Annotated in this window: 17 protein-coding genes; 3 read left to right on the forward strand and 14 right to left on the reverse strand. The window is 73.4% G+C overall.

The genetic code is table 11. From position 1 onward, the window contains the following. Positions 1–24: 24 nt before the first annotated feature. The 8 genes from ACFYRY_RS10530 to ACFYRY_RS10565 all read right to left on the reverse strand — a co-directional run bounded on the left by ACFYRY_RS10530 (position 25) and on the right by ACFYRY_RS10565 (position 13,305). Positions 25–1,062: a rod shape-determining protein gene (locus tag ACFYRY_RS10530; protein WP_389142252.1), complete on the reverse strand. Its 1,038-nt coding sequence runs from the start codon at positions 1,060–1,062 to the stop codon at positions 25–27. A 167-nt stretch (positions 1,063–1,229) separates the two neighbouring features. Then, on the reverse strand, positions 1,230–5,618 hold the full coding sequence (locus tag ACFYRY_RS10535) for an SAV_2336 N-terminal domain-related protein (protein ID WP_389142254.1): 4,389 nt from the start codon (positions 5,616–5,618) through the stop codon (positions 1,230–1,232). A gap of 73 nt (positions 5,619–5,691) precedes the next feature. Further along, positions 5,692–6,714, reverse strand: a complete 1,023-nt coding sequence (locus tag ACFYRY_RS10540; RefSeq protein WP_389142256.1) for an AAA family ATPase — start codon at positions 6,712–6,714, stop codon at positions 5,692–5,694. 101 nt (positions 6,715–6,815) lie between these two features. Continuing rightward, positions 6,816–8,513 (reverse strand): trypsin-like peptidase domain-containing protein, encoded by a 1,698-nt coding sequence (locus tag ACFYRY_RS10545; protein ID WP_389142258.1) that lies wholly within the window; start codon positions 8,511–8,513, stop codon positions 6,816–6,818. Continuing rightward, positions 8,510–8,983, reverse strand: coding sequence for a CU044_2847 family protein (locus ACFYRY_RS10550; protein WP_389142260.1), 474 nt, complete (start codon positions 8,981–8,983; stop codon positions 8,510–8,512). The genes ACFYRY_RS10545 and ACFYRY_RS10550 overlap by 4 nt, the downstream gene beginning before the upstream one ends. A 73-nt stretch (positions 8,984–9,056) precedes the next feature. Beyond that, a complete protein-coding gene (locus ACFYRY_RS10555; protein WP_389142262.1) occupies positions 9,057–10,412 on the reverse strand; it encodes a carboxyl transferase domain-containing protein in 1,356 nt (451 codons plus the stop codon). Continuing rightward, positions 10,405–11,883, reverse strand: coding sequence for an acyl-CoA synthetase (locus tag ACFYRY_RS10560; RefSeq protein ID WP_389142264.1), 1,479 nt, complete (start codon positions 11,881–11,883; stop codon positions 10,405–10,407). Before ACFYRY_RS10560 ends, ACFYRY_RS10555 begins: the two co-directional genes overlap by 8 nt. Positions 11,884–11,934: 51 nt before the next feature. Then, positions 11,935–13,305 carry an SLC13 family permease gene (locus ACFYRY_RS10565; RefSeq protein WP_389142266.1) on the reverse strand — a complete coding sequence of 457 codons (1,371 nt, stop codon included), beginning with the start codon at positions 13,303–13,305 and terminating at the stop codon, positions 11,935–11,937. A 192-nt stretch (positions 13,306–13,497) separates the two neighbouring features. Between ACFYRY_RS10565 and ACFYRY_RS10570 the strand changes: the two genes are divergently transcribed. Continuing rightward, a complete protein-coding gene (locus tag ACFYRY_RS10570; RefSeq protein ID WP_389142268.1) occupies positions 13,498–14,205 on the forward strand; it encodes a FadR/GntR family transcriptional regulator in 708 nt (235 codons plus the stop codon). 122 nt (positions 14,206–14,327) lie between these two features. Here ACFYRY_RS10570 and ACFYRY_RS10575 read toward each other — a convergent pair whose 3' ends face one another. Together ACFYRY_RS10575 and ACFYRY_RS10580 are read right to left on the reverse strand one after the other, a co-directional pair. Next, the gene (locus ACFYRY_RS10575) at positions 14,328–15,419 is read right to left on the reverse strand and encodes a serine hydrolase (protein WP_389142270.1); all 1,092 of its coding nucleotides are present in this window, start codon (positions 15,417–15,419) and stop codon (positions 14,328–14,330) included. Between the two features lie 3 nt (positions 15,420–15,422). After that, on the reverse strand, positions 15,423–15,938 hold the full coding sequence (locus ACFYRY_RS10580; RefSeq protein ID WP_389142272.1) for an ArsR/SmtB family transcription factor: 516 nt from the start codon (positions 15,936–15,938) through the stop codon (positions 15,423–15,425). Between the two features lie 148 nt (positions 15,939–16,086). Here ACFYRY_RS10580 and ACFYRY_RS10585 point away from each other — a divergent pair, with 148 nt between their 5' ends. Continuing rightward, positions 16,087–16,956, forward strand: a complete 870-nt coding sequence (locus ACFYRY_RS10585) for a RimK family alpha-L-glutamate ligase (RefSeq protein ID WP_389142274.1) — start codon at positions 16,087–16,089, stop codon at positions 16,954–16,956. 48 nt (positions 16,957–17,004) lie between these two features. Here the strand turns inward: ACFYRY_RS10585 and ACFYRY_RS10590 are convergent, their stop codons facing one another. Together ACFYRY_RS10590 and ACFYRY_RS10595 are read right to left on the reverse strand one after the other, a co-directional pair. Next, complete coding sequence (locus ACFYRY_RS10590) at positions 17,005–17,652, reverse strand: dihydrofolate reductase family protein (RefSeq protein WP_389142276.1); 648 nt, start codon at positions 17,650–17,652, stop codon at positions 17,005–17,007. A gap of 182 nt (positions 17,653–17,834) precedes the next feature. Next, the gene (locus ACFYRY_RS10595) at positions 17,835–18,953 is read right to left on the reverse strand and encodes an FAD-dependent oxidoreductase (protein ID WP_389142278.1); all 1,119 of its coding nucleotides are present in this window, start codon (positions 18,951–18,953) and stop codon (positions 17,835–17,837) included. A gap of 53 nt (positions 18,954–19,006) precedes the next feature. Here ACFYRY_RS10595 and ACFYRY_RS10600 point away from each other — a divergent pair, with 53 nt between their 5' ends. Beyond that, positions 19,007–19,708 carry a TetR/AcrR family transcriptional regulator gene (locus ACFYRY_RS10600; protein ID WP_389142280.1) on the forward strand — a complete coding sequence of 234 codons (702 nt, stop codon included), beginning with the start codon at positions 19,007–19,009 and terminating at the stop codon, positions 19,706–19,708. Here the strand turns inward: ACFYRY_RS10600 and ACFYRY_RS10605 are convergent. Together ACFYRY_RS10605 and ACFYRY_RS10610 are read right to left on the reverse strand one after the other, a co-directional pair. Then, the gene (locus ACFYRY_RS10605) at positions 19,680–20,288 is read right to left on the reverse strand and encodes a hypothetical protein (RefSeq protein ID WP_389142282.1); all 609 of its coding nucleotides are present in this window, start codon (positions 20,286–20,288) and stop codon (positions 19,680–19,682) included. The two genes, ACFYRY_RS10600 and ACFYRY_RS10605, sit on opposite strands and share 29 nt — an antisense overlap. A 207-nt stretch (positions 20,289–20,495) precedes the next feature. Beyond that, on the reverse strand, positions 20,496–22,325 hold the full coding sequence (locus ACFYRY_RS10610; RefSeq protein ID WP_389142284.1) for a hypothetical protein: 1,830 nt from the start codon (positions 22,323–22,325) through the stop codon (positions 20,496–20,498). Between the last annotated feature and the right edge of the window lie 49 nt (positions 22,326–22,374).

Consider the following 22,374-nt stretch of genomic DNA (forward strand, 5'->3'; position numbering starts at 1 on the left):
TCGGGTGGGGGATCCGTCCGTGGCTCAGGAGGCCAGCGGGTTCAGGACCAGGGGCTCGACCTTGCCCTCCAGCATGTAGCCGAGGCCCTGGACGGCGCACACGTCGGGCCGATCGGCGATGTGCACCGGCACGCCGGTGGCCCGCCGCAGCATGTGGTCGAATCCCGGCAGCAGGGCACTCCCGCCGACCATCATGATCCCGCGGTCGGTGAGGTCGGCCACCAGGTCGGGCGGGCAGTCCCGCAGCACCCGGCCGATGCCGTCCAGCACGGCGGTCAGCGGGGTCTCGATCGCGTCGCGGACGGCGGCGGTGTCGACCTGGACGGAACGGGCGAGACCGGTGGCCACGTCCCTGCCGTGGATCTCGGTCAGGGCCGGGCCCTGCGAGGTCAGGCCGTTGCCGGAGAGGGCGAGTTGCAGCGGCCGCACGGACTGGCTGGGCAGCATCAGTTCGTGATGGTGCCGCAGGTGCTGCACGATCGCGTGATCCACCGCCTCCCCGCCGACGGGAATGCGCTCGGCGGTCACGATCGACCCGAGGGAGAGCACCGCGACCTGGGTGGCGGCCGCCCCGCACATCATGATCATGGTCGCCTCGGGCTGTTCCACCGGCAGTCCGCAGCCGACGGCGGCGGCGAGCAGCGTGTCCACCAGCTCCACCCGCCGCGCGCCCAGCCCGACGAGCGTCTCGATCGTGGCGCGCTGGGCCAGCGGGTCGGCGTCGTGCGGGGTGCAGGCGGCCGCCCGCAGCCGGGGCTTGCGGCGCAGGGCGCGGCGGACCTTGTCGCCGAGCAGGTGCCGCAGCATGCGCTGCGCCATCTCGATGTCGATGACCGTGCCACCGGAGACGGGCCTGACGACGCGGATGTAGTCGGGAGTACGGCCCGTCATCCTCTCCGCGAACTCGCCGACCGCGATCAGCGCGCCGGTGCGGGTGTTCATGGCGGCGGCGGACGGCTGGTCGACGACGAGCCCGGCCCCCTTCACGTACACCCGCGTCCTCGCCGCACCCAGGTCGACGGCGAAGTGGCAACGGCGCAGCTGCTCCAGACTGGCGGTCATGGCAGATCCTCCCGAGAGCACAGACCGTGGGCCGCCGAGCGGCGGTCTCTTATGGCATCGTGCGGCGGGCGTGGGAGGCGGCGCGCCTTGTGGTGGGCCGGGCGGGGGGCCGCTGAATGGGGGTTTTGGCCGCCATGTCTGGTGTAAATCCGCCACGGGGGGTCGTGTCAGAGTGAGCGGGCGGCTTCCAGGAGCCTCGCCAGAGAGGGGACGGTGATCTTGCAGCCGGCCTCGCGCAGGTTCTGGTCCACGGTCGAGTTCCGGGCCAGGCCGATGAAACGGAGCCCGATGTGCTGGGCGGCGCTGAGCTCGGCGACCGTGGAGCCGATCAGCACGCCCGTGGCGGCGGGAGCGTCGCGGGAGCGCAGGGCGCGCAGGAGGCTGTCGGGGTGCGGCGTCAGCAGGCGCAGGTCGTCGGCGCGGCCGTGCACACCGGAGAGAGGCAGACGGTACGGCTCCAGGTACCGGTGGACGGCCTGTTCGCAGACGTCCGTGACTACCAGGACGCGGCGGCCCGCGCCGTGCAGGGCGCGTACCAGGGCGGGGGAGTTGTGGGTCGTGGGCGCGTCCGGGACAGCCCGCAGCTCGATCCGGTCGAGCTGGTCTCGCAGTGTCGGACCGAGCCGGTCCTGGGCGAAGGCACGCAGGACGTCCAGCGGGTGCACGAACACCTCCCGCCCGGCGCCGTCGACGGTGGGTAGCGGGCGGCCCGCCAGCGCGTCCTCGGGGTCGCGGTGCTCGGCGAGCACGGAGAGCAGTTCGAGCGCGGCCTCCCGGGCCGTCCGCGCCGAATACAGGCGGGTGACGGGTCCGTCGAAGCCGAGCAGCACCGTCTCGGTCTCGCCGAGGACCTCGGACAGCGGGCGCCGGGCGGGCGCCTCCCGCTGCGGCACGGGAGGCGATGAGCCCTCCGGCGCCAACTGCACCGAGCACGACACCGACAGCCCCGGCACCGGCCACGCTGTACGCAGCCCGGAGTTCACGGCTCGCTGGGCCGCGCCCGCCCGGCGCAGGGGATGGCGTCGGGTGATCCGGCCGGCCGCGAGAAGCAGATGGTCGAGCAGGGCCTCGGAGATCCGGGGCACCTCGCCGTGCACGAACTCGACCGGGTCGTCGACATGCCAGGACAGCTCCACGGCGGCCTGGAAGGCACCCTTGCCGGAGCTGGGCAGGGACACCTGGTGGATGGCCTGGTGGGTGGTGAGGTCGACCTCGTAGTACGTCGTCGCCCTGGGCGGGTGCGTGCCGTGCGGACGGGCCGGGTTGAGGAGGGTGAGGGGCCCGTCGGGCTGCGTGTGGACGATGGCGGTCCGGCCGGGCGCCGGGATGCCGAGGCCGTGCAGATCGTGGGTGATCAGGGGGCCCCGGACCAGGTCGCGGTCATCGGTCCGGGGCTGCGACGGGGCGAGCGAGCAGTACCAGGCAAGCGGCGGGGCGGGCCGTGGACCGCTGCCGTGCAGCGGCTGGAAGCGCTGGGTGCCGAGGGCGGCCGAACTCGCCGCGAACTGTTCGTACAGGGTGGGCGGGACGACGACCAGAAGGTCCGAGGGCGTGCGTTCCTGGAGAGCGGCCACCTCGGAGGGCGGGATGGGGTAGTCCCAGAAGGTCACCCGCAGCGGCGGTGGATCGGACAGTCTCGTGAAGACGTCGGCGAGCCCGCGCAGGACGGCGACCAGGACGGGGAGCAGGTAGGTCCCCGGGTCGGCGCGGACGAGGTAGCCGTTGTCGCGGACGCGCACGTCGTGCTGGTGGGTGACGCCGGTGCCGCGGGACAGGAACTCGTGCACCGCGTACTCCAAGGAGATACGGGCCTCCGGATGTCCGCTCAGGTCGTCGCTCTCGAAGAGGATCGTGGGACGCGGGGTGGTCGCGGCATCCAACTGGGCCAGTTCTTCGGTGAGTCGGTCGCGCAGGGTGCGCAGGCGTACGCGGGCCGCCTGCGCGGCCGGGCCGGGCACGCCGTCGAGAGGGTCGCCGTGGAAAAGCTCCAGGGCCTGACGGATCCGGGTGTGTCGGAGCTCGGGGGACTGATCGGGGTCGCGCCGGCTGAGCGTTTCGCACTGGTCCACGTCGATGTGCTGGTCGGCCGCGTGCAGCGCGTACCCGTCGGCGAGGGCGACGACGCCGCCGGGGGCGACCAGCCACCGGACCTGCGCGGCCAGGGAGTCGATGACACGCGCTGCCTCGCCGCCCGCGGGCGGGTCGTCCCACAGGCCCGCGGCCAGCTCGGTGTAGGTCAGGCGTCGGCCGTGCCTGAGGAGCAGCATGCACAGCAGAGCCTGCACCTCGGGCGCCGGCGGTGTCAGGGGCGAGCCCTGGTGGCTGATGCGGACGTCGCCGAGCAGGGCGAACCGGTAGGACTCGGAGGGCTCGACGTCCGCGAACGCCTCAGCCGCGACGCGGGCGGGTTCGCGCAGCACGCCGTCGGCGATCCGCTCCACCAGCTCCTGGTGCTCCGGCGGCGTCCCCACCACCCGTTGGGCCATCTCCTGGAGCATGCTGTCGAATGCGCGGTAGTCCCCGTCCTGGTCCAGGCCCTGGGACTGCTCGCCGAGGGCGAACCGGCTGATCAGCACGGTGCCGTCGGGTCGCAGCAGCAGCCCCAGCACGCCCCGCTGCCCGCGCACCAGTCCGCGGGCGTGCAGGGTCGCCAGCCCGGCCACTCCCTGACGGGCGAGGCGGGCGAACATGTCGAACGGCAGCCGGGTCCGGTCCCCCTCCACCACCTCCCGCAGCGTCACGCCGTCCACGAACTCCGCGACCAGATAGGGCTTCTGGCCGTCCACGCCGAAGTCCAGCACCCGCACCACGTACGGACTGTCGACCTCGGCCAGCGCGGCGGCCTCCCGCAGGAACCGCTCCCGATGCCGCGCCGCCTGCTCCGGATGCAGATGCACGACCACCCGCTCCCCGGTCCGCTCGTCCACGGCCTCCCACATCCGCTGACCCGGGCCACGGTGCCCGACGAGCCGGTAGCGCCCCGCGACCACCTGCTCCGGCCCGCCGGCCCCCAGCCGCCGCACCGTCTCCTCGCTGACCGTCGCGAACACCGATCCGGCGCCCGAGGAACCGCCGCCCGCCCCCGTCGCCGCCCGGAACTCCCCGGCGGCGAGTCCCGCCCGCTCGTCGATCAGTCCGCCGACCCGCGCCAGGAACTCCCGCGTACGGCCCCGGGCCGTACGCGGCAGTGAGCGCAGCAGCAACTCCCGCACGCCCTGCCTGAACTCGTAGGACCCCGGGGGCCCTGGCACGGCACGCAGCATGCCGCTGAGGATGACCTCCGCGAGATGCTGCGGGCGTGGGTCCCGGTCCACCGCGCGTTGGACCAGGCGCATCACCGGCACGGAGGGCACGGCCAGCGCGAGATGGCCGGCCAGGCGGAACGCCTCCGGGGACGCGGTCGCGCGGAACCGCAGCACCAGGTCCCGAGGGTCCGACTCGGTGATGTCCGGGGCCGGTTCGGCGGGGCGCCCCGGAAGGTCCGACAGCCAGGCCGCCGCTCCCGGGAACAGTCCACTGCCGGGGTCGGCGAGCAGCGCCGCCCAGTTGGCGAGCCAGGGCGCGCCCGGCTCCAGGACCGGGAGCGGGACGGCGGAGGTGGGTGGTCGCGGGGTCCCGGGGTCGTACGGCGTGAAGGTGAGCGCGCGGGAGGGAGCCGCCGAGCCCGGAGGCATCAGCAGGCCCGGTTCGGCGGGCAACGCCGTGCTGGACCACAGGTGTTCGGGAAGCGGCTGGACCACGGCCAACGGCATACGGGCCGCCCAGTGCCGCAAGGTGCCGTGCCAGCGCATGCCGGCCTCGCCCGGACGCCACTGCGGGCCCATGCAGTCGCTGACGACCAGGGTGACCGTGCGGCCGTCATCGAGGTCCGGGACCTGGTGGGCTCGGCCGTCGGGGCCCGCCGCGTGCAGGGTGACCGTGCGGAAGATGCCCGACTGAGCGAGAACGGCGTGCAGTTCGCGGACAAGGGGGCTCCAGACCGGCATGGTGGGACCGGTGTCATGCACGAGATTCAGGCGCAGCCAGCGGTCCGGGGCGGGACGCAGCACCGGCATCCAGGCCTCGGGGCGCGCGCCCAGCCGGGCGATCCGGTCGGCCGTCGCCCGCTCGTCCAGGACACGAGCCCGTTGTGAGGGCACCGTGCGTTTCAGAGGTCGCAACGCGCGCTGGAGCGCCAGGGGATGGTGCAGCATCGGCGGCGCGGGGGCGAGGAGGTGGGTGCCCCCGCTGTTCGACCCGGGGGCCGGTGTCGCCGGGGTGGGCAGGAGCAGCGGGACCCGGCCGTCGGGGTGTGTGGCGGGGGAAGTGTCCGGCGGCCGCGGGGGCAGTTCGGGCGCGGGCCGGGGCGGAGGCACGACGGCGGGGGCGTCCGGTGCCGGGCGCGCGGGCCGGGGTTCCCCTTCCGACGAGGTCGGTTCGCCCCCCGCACCATCCAACCGCCCGGCCAGCCACAGCAGTTCCGCGAGTTCGCGCGGCGTCGGCTCCGTCGATCCCGCGGCGGCGGTCAGTACGGCGGACAGCCGGGCGACAGGAGAGGCGGCACCGGTGCCGCTCATGGCACCCGAGTCACCCGTGTCGCCGGTGTCTCCGCCGGTCGCCCCTTCCGCCCCCGTTCGAGAGCCCTCCCGCTCAGAACCCATCGCCGTCCGCCGCCGCGCTGAGATATGGCATCAACTGCTCGGCCAGCTCGTCCCGGGAGCCGGAGTCGAGGCCGGCGACTCCGGTGAGGTAAATGGCGTTCAGGAGCTGGTCGGTGGCCAGCTCGCCGCTGCCCGAGCGTTCGAGGAAGCGGGTGATCAGGGACTCGGCCTCGCCGTCCGGGGTGCCGAGGTGGGCGCGGACGATGTCGGTCAGCCGGTCCCGGTCGGGACGGCGCAGCCGGAGGCGGACGCAACGGCGGAGGAAGGCGGGCGGGAACTCGCGTTCGCCGTTGCTGGTCAGGACGACGAACGGGAACGCTCGGCAACGGACCCGGCCGCGGGTGAGGGTGACGGGGCTGTCCGTGCCGTCGGCGAGGACCTCGGCGCTGCCGTCGTCGGTGGAGTGACGGGCGGCGCGGACCAGTTCGGGGATCTCGTACTGGCCCTCTTCGAGGACGTTCAGGAGGTCGTTGGGCAGGTCGAGATCACTCTTGTCGATCTCGTCGACCAGCAGGGCACGGGGGCGCCCGTAGGGGAGCAGGGCCGTGCCGAGGGGGCCGAGCCGGAGGTGGTCCTCCACATCGCCCCGGCCACGGTGGTCGCCTTCCGGTCCCGGCCGGGAGGCGTACAGGCGGGACAGGGGGTCGTACTGGTAGAGGCCGTCGGCGAGGGAGCTGCGGCTGGTGATGTTCCAGCGCAGGACCGGTCCGAGGCGCAGCTCGCGGGCGACGGCGTACGCCAGGGAGGACTTGCCGGTGCCGGGCGGGCCGGTGACCAGCAGCGGGCGGCGCAGACAGAGCGCGGCGTTGACCAGCTGGACGCTCTCGGGTGTGGCGACGTACGTCCTCGCGCGGTGCATACGGTCCGGGGACACGGCGGCCTCGTCGTCGGCGTCGGCGGGCGCCGGCAACTCGGGACCGCCGTCGAAAGCCCGCCACGGGGGAGGGGCGGGCAGCTCGTCGATGCCGTCGTGCGGCTCGCTCTTGCCGGTGTAGGCGGACCAGTGCGCCATGAGGTGGTCTCGGGCTCCTTCTTGCGGGGGCAGCTGTGGCGGGAGTTATGTGGTGGCGGCTCACTGACGTGGCTCACCGAGGGCCGCTCACCGAGCGCCGGTCAGGTCACGGGGGATCTGACATGCGCGGTGCTGTCGTGCGGGTCGGTGAAACAGCGCGGGTCGTCCCACAGCAGCTGGATGTCGCGGGCCCAGTGGCCGTCCTCGGCGTCGGCCTCCTCGCGCAGCATCAGGACGTGCCGAGGGAGTTCGGCGGGCGGTACGTGGGCGACGTGGGCGTCGAGTTCGTCCAGGAACGACGTGCCGGCGCAGCCGTCGGCCGTGCCCCCGCAGTCCATGTCCTGTCCGGCGCCGCAGCCGCTGCGCGACCACATGATCACCGGGGCCGGGGCGGTGAGCGAGGTGTCGAACTGCGGGCGGGTGCGGGTCGCGGTCGGCGCGGCGGCGAAACCGGCGAGACAGGCGTCGGGTCTGCGTAGACGCATCCGGAGACGGCCAGGTTCCTCCGTGCCGACGCACTCGACGCGGTGCACCCGCGCGCCCGGGGAGGCGTCCAGACGCTTCCAGGCGCGGGTCAGGACATGCCGGGTGCTGGTCTTGCGGCGGGCGTGGTCGGTGACGACCAGCGGATAGAGGCAGCCGAGCGGGGTGTCGTCGTCCGGGGCGCTCTCCCAGCGGTCGACCGGCCAGTCGAGCCAGTCACGGGGCAGCGCGAACGCGATCAACTCGTCGGCGCCGGGCGTCAGGCAGCGGAACGCGGCCTCGATCCGGTCCTGGACGTAGGCGCGCAGCCGGGGCTGCGGAACCGTGTCCGAGTCGACGGGGTGGCGGTGTCCTCCGCTGTACGCGGACACTTCCACCCGGACCAGGTCGTCACCGGCGCCGCTGTGCGCCAGCTCGACGAGGATGGGCGACCAGTCGGGGCCCTTTTCCTCGGCGGGCACGGGGGCCTGGAACAGGGCTTCGAGCCGGTCGGCGAAACGGGCGACGGTTCCCGCGGCGCCGGGCCCGTCGAGTTCGCACAGCACGAACAGCGCCGCCGACCGGAGGGAGTCGAAGCCCTCCTCGGGCGGCAGCGGGTCGAACGGGTCGGCGGCCGCGGTGTAGAGCCGTACCGGATCACACTCCACTCCCGCGCGGACCGCCCGTTCCACCAGCCCGCGCAGCCGCGCCCGGTCGGCGCCGGCATGGTCCGCGGTCGGCACCAGGCCCTCCAGGTCGGACCAGTAACGGACCATCACCTCGGTAGGCATCATCCGCCCGTTGGACACGCCCGGTGCGCCCTGAGCCGTGACCATGCCGACGACTTCGCCGGTGTCGACCAGCGTGACCGCCGAGCCGCTGAACCCCGGAGCCAGCGGCTGTCCCCCGGCCTGCCAGGCCTCCAGCTGGATCCACTCCCGGTTGATCAACTGCGGGGCGGTGATGCGGTACTCGGCGAGGGTGCCCTCGTCGAAGCCGACCGGGAATCCGTACACGACGAGCTTGCGGGGGACCGTCACACCGTGTGCCGTGCCGACGGGCGCCAGTGCGGCCGGGGCGATCGGCATCTCCCGGTCCAGCTCAAGGACTGCCAGGTCCCCCGGGTCGGTGTCACCGCCCGCCCAGCCGCCGTGGGCGACCACCTGGGCCGGGACGGCGGGCGTGCCGGGGCGTTCCGTGAACGTCACGGTCAGCCCCGCGCTCTGTCTCCGCACGACATGGGCACAGGTCAGCACCTTGCTCGGCGACACCAGGAAGCCCGCCCCCGCCACCTCGCCCCCGCACTCGATGCGGGCGTGCCACTCGGCGCTGTTCATGAGGCCGAGCTGGGCTCCGGCGCGGACGGGGAGGTCCGGGAGGGCGGCGAGGACGGAGGCGTAACGACCGCTGTGGGCCCGGGCGTGCCGATCGCAGCCGTGGACGCGGACGTATCCGTCGCAGCCGTCGCCGCGGACGAGCGCGCCTCCGTGGCCGCCGCCGGCGACCAGCTCAGCTTCACCACCAGGTGCCCCTCCGCCGTCCCCTTCGCGATGATCGCGCCGGTCTCCGCGGACAGTTTCACCCCGAACTCGATTTCGATCCCGTCCGGCCGCAGCGTGCCGTCCCTGAAGACGCGCAGCGCCGAGTCGGCGGCGGCCCGCACCCCTTCGAGGGCGCCCTCGAAGGTGCGGGTCGCCTGGACCGTGCCGTCGCCTCGGGAGACCAGCCGGGAGCCGGACCGTTCCTCCGCGGACTCGACCGACACCACGGCGCCGTCGGCGGTCTCGAACTCGACCAAGCGTTCCATGGCGCCCCCGTCGTCCTGTCTCGCGTCCCGTACCGCGCCCGCGCTGCTCTCGCAGCGCTGAGCGTCTCTATTGTTACGGACGGTACTGGAGGTTGTCGCCTGCCGCATGCCGGACCACGCCCAGTTCGGCCAAGTCCTGGGGCCGGATGCGGAGTTGGTCCGCCGTCGCCTCGATCTCCCCTTCCGGACGCTTCAGGATCGCCGCCGCGAGCTCGGGGGCTATGACCGAGAAGTAACTGTCCGGCGTGGCCCAGGTGTTGCCCGGTGCGGCCAGGGCCAGGGCGCCGCCGGAGCCGCCCTCGCCGATCAGCAGGGTGGTGATCGGCGTGCGCGCGGCGGCCACCGCGGCGAACACGTCCGCGATCGCCGCGCCCGCACCCTGCCGTTCGGCCTCGGCGTCGTTGGCCGCGCCGGGAGTGTCCACCAGGGTGAGCACGGGGATGCCGAGCCGGTCCGCGAGGCGGATCAGCCGGGCGGCGGTGCGGTAACCGGCCGGGCGGGTCGCCGTCCCGGTCTGCGCGGCGTACGCGACCGTACGGCCCTGGTGCTCGCCGAAGCCGCACCGCACACCCTCGGGGTCGGTGCCGCCGCAGCGGTCGCCGCTGATCGGGAGGCGGTGGGCGAAGTAGGCGTCCAGGTAGCGTTCGGCGCGCGGGCGTTCCGGTGCGCGGGCCCGTCGTACCGCGTCCCATCCGGTGGCCGGGAGGTCCGTCGCGCCGAGCGGGCCGGGGACCGGCGCGGGTTCGTGGGACGGTGCCGTCAGCAGGCGCAGCCACCGGCCGAGGGTGCCACGCAGCTCCTCGGGGGCCACCACCGCGTCCGCCGAGCCCGCCGCCACCTGCGCCTCGGCCGAGTACGCCGCCGGGTCCGCGTCCGGGGGCCGGACCCGGGAGCCCGCGAAACCGACCTGGGCGCCGGGCAGGGCGAGGATCACGTCGGCGCCCGCGCCCAGGGTGGCCCAGCCGCCGCCGGTCGTCGGGTCCCGCAGCACCGCGATCTGCGCCAGCCCCGCCTCCCGGGTCAGCGTCGACTGCCGTGCCACCCGCTGGAGTTGGGTCAGCGCGAGCATGCCCTCCTGCATCCGGCTGCCGCCGGTCGCGATCAGCGGGACCACCGGCAGACGGTGTTCGCGCGCGTACGTGTACGCGGCCTCCAGCCGGTCGCCGGTGCGTTCGCCGAGCGAGCCGCCGAGGAAACCGAACTCGAAGGAGACGAGGACCGCCGGAACGCCCTCGACGTGCGCGATGCCGCAGACGACGGACTCCTGCTCGCCGGTGCGTTCGGCGGCCCGCTCGCGTGAGGCGTCGTAGCCCCGCCAGCCGAGTGGTCCGTCGGGGCCGCCGTCCCGTGCCGGGTACCGGAGTTCGGTGAAGGTGCCCTCGTCGGTGACGAGGGTCAGGATCTCGCGCGCGGTCATCCGCTCAGCCATGACCCAGCGCCCGCTTCATGATCTTCCCCATGTCGTTGCGGGGGAGGGTGTCCAGGTGGTGGACCACCCGGGGGCGCTTGTGCGGGGCGAGACGCCGGGCCACATGGTCGGCCAACTCCTGCACCGTCGGGGGTGATTGGGGGTCGGCGGGCACCACCCAGGCCACGATCCGCTCGCCCAGGTCGGCGTCCGGCTCCCCGGTGACCGCGGCCTCCCGCACGCCCGGGTGCTCGAGCAGCGCGTTCTCGATCTCCCCGGCGCCGATCTTGTAACCCCCGCTCTTGATCAGGTCGGTGGCCTTGCGGCCGACGATGCGGACGTAGCCGTCGGGGTCGCGCACCGCCATGTCCCCGGTGCGGAACCAGCCGTCGGCGGTGAACGCGGCGGCGCTGGCGTCGGGGCGGTTCAGGTAGCCGGTGAACAGGTTCGGGCCGCGCACCTGGATCTCGCCCACGGTCTCGGCGTCGTACGACGTGATCGGTGAGCCGTCGTCCTCCACCAGCCGCAGCTCCACGCCCGGCAGCGGGACGCCGACGGTTCCGGCGCGGGCCTCGCCGTCCGCGCGGACGCTGGTGTTCATGAGCGTCTCGGTCATGCCGTACCGCTCGATGACGCGCTGCCCCGTCGCGGTCGTGATCCGCTCGTGGTCGTGCACCGGCAGCGCGGCGGAGCCGGAGACCAGCAGCCGGGCCCGGCTCAGCGCCTTGGCGAGCGCGGGTTCGTCGGGGAGGGTCTCCGCGATCCGGTGGTACATCGTCGGAACGCCGAACAGCATGGTCGCGCCGTCGGTCAGCTCGCGCGTCACGCCGTCCGTGCTGAAGCGGCCGAGGTGGCGTACGGATCCGCCGCGCCGCAGCGGGCCGAGGATGCCCAGGACCAGGCCGTGGACGTGGAACAGCGGCAGCCCGTGCACCAGCACGTCGGCGCCGGTCCACTGCCAGGCGTCGGCCAGGGCGTCCAGGGTGGTGGCGATGGCCCGGCGGGGGATCACCGCGCCCTTGGGCGGGCCGGTGGTGCCGGAGGTGTAGACGACGAGGGCGGGGTCCTCGTCGGACGCGTGGGTGTCGGGGAGCGGGCCGGTGGCCGCCGCGTCGGCGGCGGCGGGGTCGATGCTCACATCGAGGCGGGTCAAGCCGGCCAGGGCGGTGGGGAGTTCGTCGCCGGGCGCGGCGAGCACCAGGGCGGGCGCGCTGTCGGTGAGGATGTGCCCGAGTTCCTTCTCCCCGGACTTCGGGTTGAGCGGCACGGCGGCGACACCGGCCCGCAGCGCGGCCACCACGGCGACCGCGGTCTCCAGTTCCGCGGTCGCCCAGACGGCCACCCGGCCGTGGCCGGTCAGCCGGTGCGCCAGCGCGTCGGCGACGGCGCCGAGTTCCGCGTACGTCAGGGAGCGGTCGCCGAACCGCAGGGCGGGGCGATCGGTCGGGGCGTCGGTCGGGCCCTCGGTCAGGGCCGGGAACAGAGAGGACACGCGTCGTACTCCTTCACTTTGAACAGATACGGGCTGTTACGGTCCGCGGGCCTACCCCCAGCCCGGCACGACCATCACCAGCCACGCCACCGCGGGTACCACCGCCACCACGATGCCCCCGTAGACCATCAACTGCCTGAAGAAACGCTCGCGGTCGACGTCCGGAGCCGCGGCCAGCACCAGCGCGCCGTTCGTCGAGAACGGGCTGACGTCCACGACGGTCGCGGACACGGCGAGCGCGGCCACCATGCCGACCGCTCCGATCTCGCCCTGGGCGAGGAACGGCACGGCCAGCGGGATCAGCGCGCCCATGATCCCGACGGAGGAGGCGAACGCGGACACCAGCGCGCCGATGTAGCACAGCAGCACCGCGGCCAGCAGCGGGACGCCGATGCCGCCGACGCCCTCACCGGCCCACTTGATGGTGCCCATCTGGTCCAGGACACCCACGTACGTCAGGACACCGCAGATCAGCAGCACCGTCGACCAGGCGATCTGGCCCACCGCGGCGCGGCTGTCGTCCGGCCAGGCGGCGCTCAGCACCACGGCGAGGGAGATCGCGGTCAGCCCGGCGTCCAGGTCGAAGACGAGGACCGCGACGACGAGGGCGACCAGCGCGGCGAGGGTGGCGATGCGGGCGGGGGTGAGGCGGGCGGGGTCGGGGGCGGCCGGGGCGGTCTCGACGGTCCCCTTCTCGGGGGCGGCCACAGCGGTCCCGCCGGTCCCGGTCGACTTCCCGGAGGCGGAGGCCCCCTCCCCGGGGTTGCTCGCTGCGTCCCCGGTGTCGAAGGCCTCGTCCGCGGCCACCGCCCCGCGCGCCCACAGCGCCCGCCCGCCGAACAGGACGAACACCACGGCCGCGATGACGAGGTTGGCGAACAGTGAGGCGAGGAAGAGGGCGAGCTCGTTGCCGGGGAGGTGCTCGCGCTCGACGATGCCGTTGACGATCGTGCCGTAGATGCTGATCGGGGAGAAGCCGCCCGCCTGGGCGCCGTGCACCACCATCGTGCCCATGAGCAGGGGGCTGATGCGGTAGCGGGTGGCGAAGCTGAGGGCGATCGGCGCGACGATGGCGACCGCGGCCGGGCTGACCGCGCCGATCGCGGTGAGCGTGCCGGTGAGGGCGAACATCACCCAGGGGATCAGCGCCACGCGGCCCCGGACCAGCCGGATCGCGGCGTGCACCAGCCAGTCGGTGGTGCCGTTGGCGCGGGCGATGGCGAAGAGATACGTGACGCCGACCAGGACGACGAACAGGTCGCCGGGGAAGCCGGCGAAGATGCCGTCCGCGTCGAGGTCGGCGACGAGTTCACCGACCACGAAGGCGGCGGCGAAGGCGAGCGCCCCCATGTTGACGGAACGCGTGGTGGCGATGACGAACACCACGACCAGGACAAGGATCGAGACGAGTTCGGGGGACATACGGGCTCCCGTCGTTGGGTCCCGGAGCGGTAGCGGGGCAGAGGAAGGTGGCTGAGTGGCTGAGCCACTTGGAAGACGTTGGCGATCAGAGTGGGTGCGGCCGGGCCGCCCGTCAAGGGGGCGCGTCAAAATTGGCTCAGCCACTCGGCCACGACGGTGCCCGGTGTTACTCTCCCGACGAGAGGGGGACCCATGACCGACGCCCTGCGCCCCATGACGAAACAGCGCCTCTACGAGCAGGTGCTGGACCGGCTGCGGCAGTACGTCGCCGAGGGCGGTCTGAAGGCCGGTGACCGCCTCCCGCCCGAACGCGACCTGGCCCAGCGGCTGGGTGTCAGCCGGGCCTCGGTGAAGCAGGCGATCGTGGTCCTGGAGGTACAGGGCCTGGTGGAGGCGCGGCACGGCGGCGGCACGTACCTGGTCCGCGACAGCCTGGACGTCGAGCCCGTCGAGCGGATGGTAGAACGGCGCCGGCGTCTCCCGGACGTCCTGGAGGCCCGCGAGGCCCTGGAGACGAAGCTCGCCGAACTGGCCGCCGAGCGCCGCACCGAGCAGGACCTGACGGCGATGCGGTCCGCGCTCGATCACATGGCCGAGGAGATCGAGGCGGACGGCCACGGGATCGAGGGCGACCGCCTCTTCCACGCGGCGGTGACCGCGGCCGCCCACAGCAGCCTGCTCGCCGAGTTCATGCGCTCCATCGCCGAGCAGATCGCCGAGAGCCGCACCGAGTCCCTCCGCCAGCCCAGCCGCCCCGCCCGCTCCCTCGCCCAGCACCACGACATCCTCGACGCGATCGCCGACCAGCAGCCCCGCCAGGCGGCGACGGCGATGCGCCGGCATGTACGGACGGTGGCGAAGGTGCGGTTGCTGGACTGGGAACCGGAGGAGGAGCGGTAGAGCGGGAGCGGGTGGACTGGCAGGTTCAGATCACCAGGAGGAATCGGCCGCGTCCTGGCGCCGGGCGGCGACGGAGCCTTGAACGTGCCGCCCCCGGCGGGCCGACGGCCCCGCGAACGGGTTCACCCCTCCTCGAGTTCGGAGAGGAGGGAGAAGGTCAGTTCGTCGACCGGGCGGAGTGCGCCGGCGGACTCCTCGCTGTAGGTGTTCACCATCCCCACGACCGCCGTCATGCTCTGCCTGCTGAACGCCGCACAGGTGCTGAATCCGCCGGTGCCGCCGTTGTGCCAGATCATGGTCCGGCCGCCGGACAGCGTGCTGAGGTGCCAGCCGAGCCCGAGCCGCAGTTTCTGGTCGACGGTGAAGTGCGGGCGCTGCGTCAGTTCGATCGCGTCCCGCAACGGCGAGCGCCCCGGGCGCAGTTGTGCCCCGAGATAGCGGAGCATGTCGCCCGCGGTGCTGTAGATGGAGGTGCCCGCGCCGCTGAGGACGCGATCGTGCCAGTCGGGTACGGGATCCCCGGCGAGATGACCGATGGCCTTGCGTGAGGCCATGTCCGGCCTCAGGGTCGTCGTCGTGTCGGGAAGGCGCAGCGGCGCCGTCACCTCGCGCCGCAGCATGGCGTCGACGTCGTCGAAGGCCAGCGCCTGGCCGAGCAGGCCGAATCCGAGGTTCGAGTACTGGTGGACGCTGCCGGGCTCGGCGCTCAGGGTTGTCTCGGCGAGTCCTGCGGCAAGGCCGTCCAGTGTGTAGTGCGCGTAAGGGTCGTACGGATCCGCGTCCGCGAGAAGGTTCGGCGGCAGCGAGGGCAGGCCGGAGGTGTGGGTCGCCAGGTCGGCCAGGGTGATCCGTCGGGGGCCCTTGCGGGGGACGGGGAACCCGGGGGGCAGGACGAGCGGCGCGTCGAGGCGGGTCCTGCCCGCGTGGACCGCCCGGGCGAGAGCCGTGGCGGTGAGTGTCTTGCCTATCGAGCCGAGCTGGAACACCGTTCTGCCGTCGGGTGCCGAACCGTCCTGGGACGCACCCGCTATGTGTGTCCGGGCACCGCGGATGACTCCGCACACCACGCTGGGACTGTCGGCGGCCAGTGCGCGGTCCAGGTGACGCCGCACCCGCGCGGCCAGTTCGTCGTCCCCGGCCGCGGCGGCCGTTCCGGGTGCCAGCGGCCCCCCAACCGCGGCCGCCGTCACGCCCAGTAACTTCCGTCGGTTCATGAACTACTCCTTCATCGTCTTCGGGTCCGGCGCCGGCACCACGGCGGACAACAGCACGAGCAGCGGCACCACTCTGTCCGCGGGCACCCGGTACTGGCCGCGGCCGGCGGCCTGGAGCCAGCCGGCGGCGGTGAGTTGCTTGAGGTGGTGGTAGAGCTGCCCGGTGGTGTTCAGGCCTGCCGTCTCCTGCAACTCGGTCGCGGATCGAGTTCCTCGGAGCACCGCGCGCAACAGGCTGAGCCGCACCGGGTGTCCCAGCGCGGCGTAGGGCGCGGCGTGGTCCGCCCAGTCGGCTTCGAGCAGTCCCTCCGTCGCCGCACCCTGCTGCCATTCGTAGTGTTCGCCGGTGGGCAGATCCAGCGCGCCGGTGAACAGCACGTGCCCAGCTCCGTCGAGCCGTCGACGGAGCCCCTCAAGCGCCCAGAACACGTCGTCCCGGAGCGCCGCCGGTTCCAACTCCAGCCGCGACACCCGTTCTTCGAGCGCGGCGAGTCGCTCCGCCAGGGAGTCATCAGCCATGGCCCTTAGGCTACGTTATTCCGGAATAACGGAGAAACGAGATTGCGGCTTCGGGTGGTGAGCCCTCGCCCGGTCAGGCCGCCGTCATCGGGTTTCCGGGGGCCCGGTTAGCCTGCCAGTCGCACACCGTTCGAGAAGGAGTCCGCCCGTGCCCCGTATCGCCCTCGTCACCTACGACCCCCGGCCCAAGCCCAGCAAGGACCGTGATCTGCCGGTGCTGTTGGCGGCGCTGCGTGCGGCGGGGGCCGAGGCGGAAGCGGTGGTCTGGGACGACGCCGGGGTCGACTGGGCCGGGTTCGACCTGGCCGTCATCCGGTCCACCTGGGACTACAGCTGGCGGGCCGCCGAATTCGTGGCGTGGGCGCTCAAGTGCGGCGCGATGACGCGGCTGGCCAACCCGGCCGAGGTGGTGCGGTGGAACACCGACAAGCGGTACATAGGGGAGCTGGCGGCGGCCGGGGTGCCCGTCGTCCCCACCCGCTACCTCGCCCCCGGGGACCCCGCCGACCTTCCCGCGGACCGCGAGTACGTCATCAAGCCGACCTCCGGGGCCGGTGCCCGGTACGCCGCCCGCTACACGCCCGAGCAGCACGACACCGCCGTACGGCATCTCGCGCACATGCACCAGGAGGGGCTCATCGCGATGGTGCAGCCGTACATGCGGGGCATCGACCGGCACGGTGAGCGGGCGCTGCAGTTCTACGGCGGGCGGCTGCTGCACGCCAGCCGCAAGCGCGCCGTCCTCGCCTCCGGCACCGCCTACGACGCCGACAAGGTCGCCCATCCGGGACTGGAGCAGTGGACTCCGACGCCGGAGGAACTCGCCGTGGCCGAACAGGCGTTGGCCGCCGTACCGGACGACCCGGAGCTGCTGTACGCCCGGGTCGACCTGGTGGACGGGGAGGACGGCCGGCCGCGGGTGATGGAGCTGGAGCTGGTGGAGCCGAACCTGTTCCTGGACCTGCATCCGCAGTCGGTTCCGGCGGTCGTGGCGGCGATCCTCACCGCGGCCGGATAACGGACGCGACGCGTCCCGGCCCCGCCGTCGCGTTGTCGCTCCGGCGTGTCACTTGCGCCAGAAGAGGTGGTGCGTCACGCCGCTCGGGCTGGGCACGGCCTCCATGTGGAACCGGTCCAGCAGCTCGTCGGGCGAGTCCCACAGGCGCAGCCCGGTCCCGAGCTTCACCGGGGTGACGACCACATGCAGGGTGTCGACGAGGCCGGCGTCGAGGAACTCCCGGATGGTGGTCACGCCGCCGCCGAGCCGGACGTCCTTGCCCTGCGCGGCGTCCCGCGCCTGGGCGAGAACGGTGGCGGGGTCGGCGTCCACGAAGTGGAACGTGGTGTCGGAGAGCGTGAACGAGGGACGCTGGTGGTGGGTCAGGACGAACACCGGCGTGTGGAAGGGAGGCTCGTCACCCCACCAGCCGCGCCACTCGTCGTCGAGCCACGGGCCGCGCTGGGGCCCGAACTTGTTGCGGCCCATGATCTCGGCGCCGATGTTGTGGCTGAAGTCCCGGGTGAAGTAGTCGTCGAGGCCCCGGCTGCCCCCGGGCTCGGTGCGGTTGGGCCAGCTCGCCGTGGCGGTGGCCCAGGAGAAGAGCTTTCCCGGATCGATGTGGTGGCCGAAGGGCCGCTCCAGGGTCTGGTCCTCGCCGGCGGCGACGCCGTCGCTGGAGATGGTGAAGTTCTGCACCCGCAGCAGCTGATCCATGTGTGGTTCCCTCGTCAGGTCCTGTCGCCTCCTCGTACGCGTACGGTGAGGCGTCCTACATCAGGATGTCGAACGGGACGGGGCTGGATCGACAGCGGCGCCTGAGTTGTTTTCAAGAGTGCCCCGAGGGAGCGTTCACCTGCGTCGTTCGGCGGTATCGCGGCGCCCACGCGCGCCGGCCGTCAGGACGGCTGGACCTCTTCGAAGAGGGCGAGGGCTTCGGCGGGGTCCGGGCTCACGAGGCGCTCCAGACCGGCCGTCGTGATCTTCGCCCACCGGCCGGCCCGTGCCCACATCTGTTCCTCGAAGGCGCGGACGATGTCGTCCAGATCTCCGGGGCCGGTGGCGATGGACTCGGCGAGTTCGGCGCCTTCCAGCATCGCCAGGTTCGCGCCCGCCCCCAACGGCGGCATCAGATGGGCGGCGTCGCCCAGGAGCGTCACCCCGAGGACGTGGGTCCAGGTGTGGGCCACGGGCAGGACGTGGATGGGCCGGTGGACGAAGGCGGTGGCGTGACGGAGGAGGTCGAGGACGGGAGCGGCCCAGCCGTCGAACAGGGCCAGCAGGCTCGATCGCACGGCCTCGTCGTCGGCCAGGTCCAGGTTCGTGTGCCACTCCAGCGGCGCGCGGAACTTGGCGTACACCTTGACGTGGCCGCCGCTGTTGCGCTGGGCGACGAGGGAGCGGTTCACGCCGTACACAGCCAACGAACCGTCGCCGGTCAACCGGGCCAGGGCGGGGTGGCGGGTGTCGACGTCGTCGAGGGAGGCCTCGACCGAGGTGACGCCGGTGTAGTGCGGCGTCGCCGGCGAGACCGCCGGGCGCACCCGGGACCAGGCGCCGTCCGCGCCGACCACGAGGTCGAACGTCTCCTGCCGTCCGTCCGCGAAACGGACCAGGACGCCGCCCGGGGCCCCCGGCTCCACCTGCGTCACGCCCCGGCCCCACTGGACGTCAAGAGGGCCGAGTAGCAGGTCACGGAGTTGCCCGCGGTCGATCTCGGGATTGGCCCGGTCGTCCGGACGGGGGCGCCAGTCGCGCAGGACGGTCCCGTCCGTGTCCAGGATGCGCATGGCCTGCCCCTCGGGGCGGGACAGCGCCTGGAACTCCGCCGACAGCCCCGCCTTCTCCAGCGCGAGCTGGCCCAGCCCTTGGTGCAGGTCCAGCATGCCGCCAGGTGGACGGGCGTCGGGGCCGGAATCGCGTTCCAGGATGGTGACGGGACAGCCATGGCGGTGCAGGACACGGGCGAAGGTGAGGCCGGCGGGTCCGCTCCCGACCACGGCGATGCGATGTCTCATGTCGATACACTGTATTGTCTCGTGACGGTGTATCGCAATAGTACGGTGTGGTCATGACTGTGTGGGACCGGCCGGAGCCGCCGAACCGCCCCGTGCCGCTCGACCGTGAGCGGATCGTCGCCGCCGCGATCGCGCTGGCCGACGAGGGCGGGCTGGAAGCGGTGTCCTTGCGCAAGGTCGCCGCCCGGCTGAACGCCGGCCCGATGCGGCTGTACGGATACATCTCCACCAAGCAGGAGCTGTTCGACCTCATGGTGGACGAGGTCCAGGCCGAGATCCTCCCCGAGCAGCAGCCCGGTGACGGGCGGGAGGCGCTGCGCGTCCTCGCCCACCGCACCAGGCAGACCGCTCTTCGTCACCCGTGGCTGGCCGACCTGCTCGGCGGCCGCCCGGCCCTGGGCCCCAACGGCCTCGCCGTGACCGAGGCCACGCTGGCCGCCCTCGACGGCCTCGCCGACATCGACACCGTCATGCGCGCCGTGGAGACCGTCAGCGCCTACGTCACCGGCGCGATCAGGCGCGAGATCGCGAACCTGCGGGCCGAGCGCGCCACGGGCCTGTCCAAGCGTGACTGGCAGCGCGCCTCCGGTCCGCACGTGACGAGGATGCTGGCCACGGGCCGCTTCCCGGCGCTGAGCAAGGCCGTGCACGACGGCACCGACGTGGACGCCGAGACCTCCTTCGCGACCGGCCTGGACTGGGTCCTCGACGCCGTGTCCGCCAAACTCACCCGCCCGCCGACGCCCGGTCGTTGACCGCCACCCGTTGCAGCAGGCCCCAGGTGAACTCGGCGGCGCACTCCCATCGCACGCCGTGCGCGTCCGGAGCGGTGAACGCCAGGCCCCAGCGGGTCGGGGCGGTGCCCTGGAGGGGGCGGGCGGGGGCGAAGGCGCGGGCCGCCTCGTCGACCGTGCAGGACCAGGGGGTGAGGTCGTCGAGGGTGCGCAGCGCGGGGCCCTCGGCGGCGGGGGCCCGGATCAGCCACTCGTTCCAGACGGTGCCGTCCGGGGTGAGGAGGATCTCGAAGCGCAGGTCCGGCCAGAGGGGAAGGCGCCACAGGCGGGCCTCGCACTCCAGGTCGCCCACCGTGCGGGTGAGCACCGACTCGGGTTCGCCGAGGATCGAGCGGTAGCGAGAGGCGGCGGCGCGGGGCCGGGGGGAGCGGATCATCGCCTGCCACCGTTTGTTGGCCTCGCGCATGTCCGCGATCGAGACGCCCAGCTCGTGGCGGGCGTTCTCGACCAGGTCCGGGTTGTGGTCGGCCATGCGGCGCAGCAGGACCAGCTGGAAGTCGAGCGGGGTGAAGGGGCCGGCCGGACGGTTTCCTGAGGGCATGCCGTTCATCGTCGCGCAGCGGCGGGACCGACGACCAACCACAGCGACGACCAACCACACCGACGACCAACCACACCGACGACCAACCACAGCAACGACCAACCACACCGACGACCAACCACACGACGAACGCGGGACGACCGGGGTGCGGGGGCACTGTCGAGCACCCCGCGCCCCGGTCGTCGTAGGACCGTCGGCGTCAGCCGGTCACCGGCGGTTCTGCAACCGCAGCCGCAGCCGCGGCGAGAACCGGACCGCCGCGACACCCAGCGCCGCGAGGGCCGCCGCCGCGCCCAGCATCAGGCCGATGCCGCCCGTGCCGGTGCTGGCCAGGCCGCCCGTCAGCGGCGAGGAGTCGCTGGTGCCGGAGCCGCCGGTGCCCCCGGTGCCGTTGTCGTCCCCGGTGCCGCCGGTGACCCCCGTGCCGTGGTCGGCCGAGCCGGACGGGCTCGGGCTGGGGGACGCGGACGGGCCGTCGTTCTCCTCGACGACCTCGACGGTGAACTCGGCCGAGGCGCCGCCCTCGACCTTCGCGGTGACGGTGTACGTGCCCGTCGCCCTACCGGCGACCAGCTCGGGCGCCGTGGCCCTGCCCTCTTCGTCGGTGACCGCCTGGACGTCGACCTCACCGTTCTCGAACCGGGGGCCCTTCTTGGTGGCGTCGTCGATCACGAAGTCCACCGTGGTGCCGACGGCGGGCTTGCCCGAGTCGATCACCAGGGCCTCCAGCGCCTCGGCGAAGGGCTGACCCACCTCGGCCTGCTGCTCGTCGCCCGCGACGGCCTCCACCGCGTTCGCCAGGCTCCGCACGTGCACGGTGAAGTCGGTGGAGAGACCGCCCGGGGCCGTCGCGCGGACGGTGAAGTCGCCCTTCTTGCTGCTGGTGTGGATCGGCGGCGTCTGCACCCGGCCCTTGGCGTCGGTCGCCAGCACGACGGACGTGGTGTTCTCGCTCTCGCCGAAGTTCAGGCCCAGGTTCGCCGGGTCGTTGATCGCGAGCTTCACGGAGACGCCCTCGACCGGGCGGCCGTCCTTGTCCCGGACCACCGCGCCCAGCGGCGGGACCTCGTCCCCCGGCTCGACGGACTGCTCCGCGGCGGAGGTTGGGCTCAGTTCCGCGGGCGCGACGGCACCCTTCCACTGGACGACCGCCCGGCCGTTGCCGCCGGCGAGGTTGACGCCGCCCTCGGCCACCCCCTGGGTCTCCCGCCCCGACGCCTTCGACCAGAACGGGTCGTCCTTCGCGGGCGGCGCGTTGTGGTTGCCGCCCACCAGCCGCGCGTCGGTCACCCGGGCGGGGTCGGTGTAGCTGGTGCCGCCTCCGCCGCTTCCGCTGGCCTTCTCGTCCTCCGCGCCCGCGCCACCGCCGCCGCCCGCGTAGCCGGCACCGCCGCCGCCACCGCCGTTACGGCTCTTGCCGCCCTCCCCGCCGCGGCCGCCCGCGGTGGCGTCGGCTCCCGCGGCGCCGTTGCCGGCCCCCGCACCGCCGGTGGCCTTGTCCGCGCCCTTGCCGCCGAAGCCGGTCTCGGAGGCGTCCTGCCCCTTCTCGCCGCCAGCCGCACCACCGTAGGCCGGGCCCGGCATGGTGTTGCCGGAGCCGCCTCCGGCGCCGGCGACGACGAGCGCCTCGCCGCCGCTGGTGCGGACGGCGCTGCTGTTGCCGCCGCGCTGGGCGAAGCCGCCGCCCGCGGCACCGCCGAGCGCGTCGCCGAAGGTCGTTCCGGAGGCGTATCCGCCGACCGCGACGGCCAGCGCCTCACCGGGCGTCACCTTCAGCGTGCCCGCGGCGTACCCGCCCGCGCCGCCGGTCACGGTGTGGCCGCCCCAGCCGCCCTGACCCCACGCCCGCACGTCCAGCGCGTTCACACCGGACGGGACCTGGAAGTTCGCCTTGGCGCCGGTGAAGTCGAACAGCCGGCAGCCGGTGAAACCGGCCGTCGGTACGCACGCCGCGCCCGCGGCCGAGGTGCCGGGCGCCGCGGTGGCCGCCGCGGCGGGCAGGGCCGCCAAGCCGCCCCCGGTGCCGCCCAGCGCCATCAGGGCGACCGCCGCCGCGCCATGTCTCAGACGGACTCGGCGCGGTAAA

Origin of the sequence: Streptomyces sp. NPDC005263 (assembly GCF_042872365.1) — a bacterium.
In the GTDB taxonomy this organism is placed as follows: Bacteria; Actinomycetota; Actinomycetes; order Streptomycetales; family Streptomycetaceae; genus Streptomyces.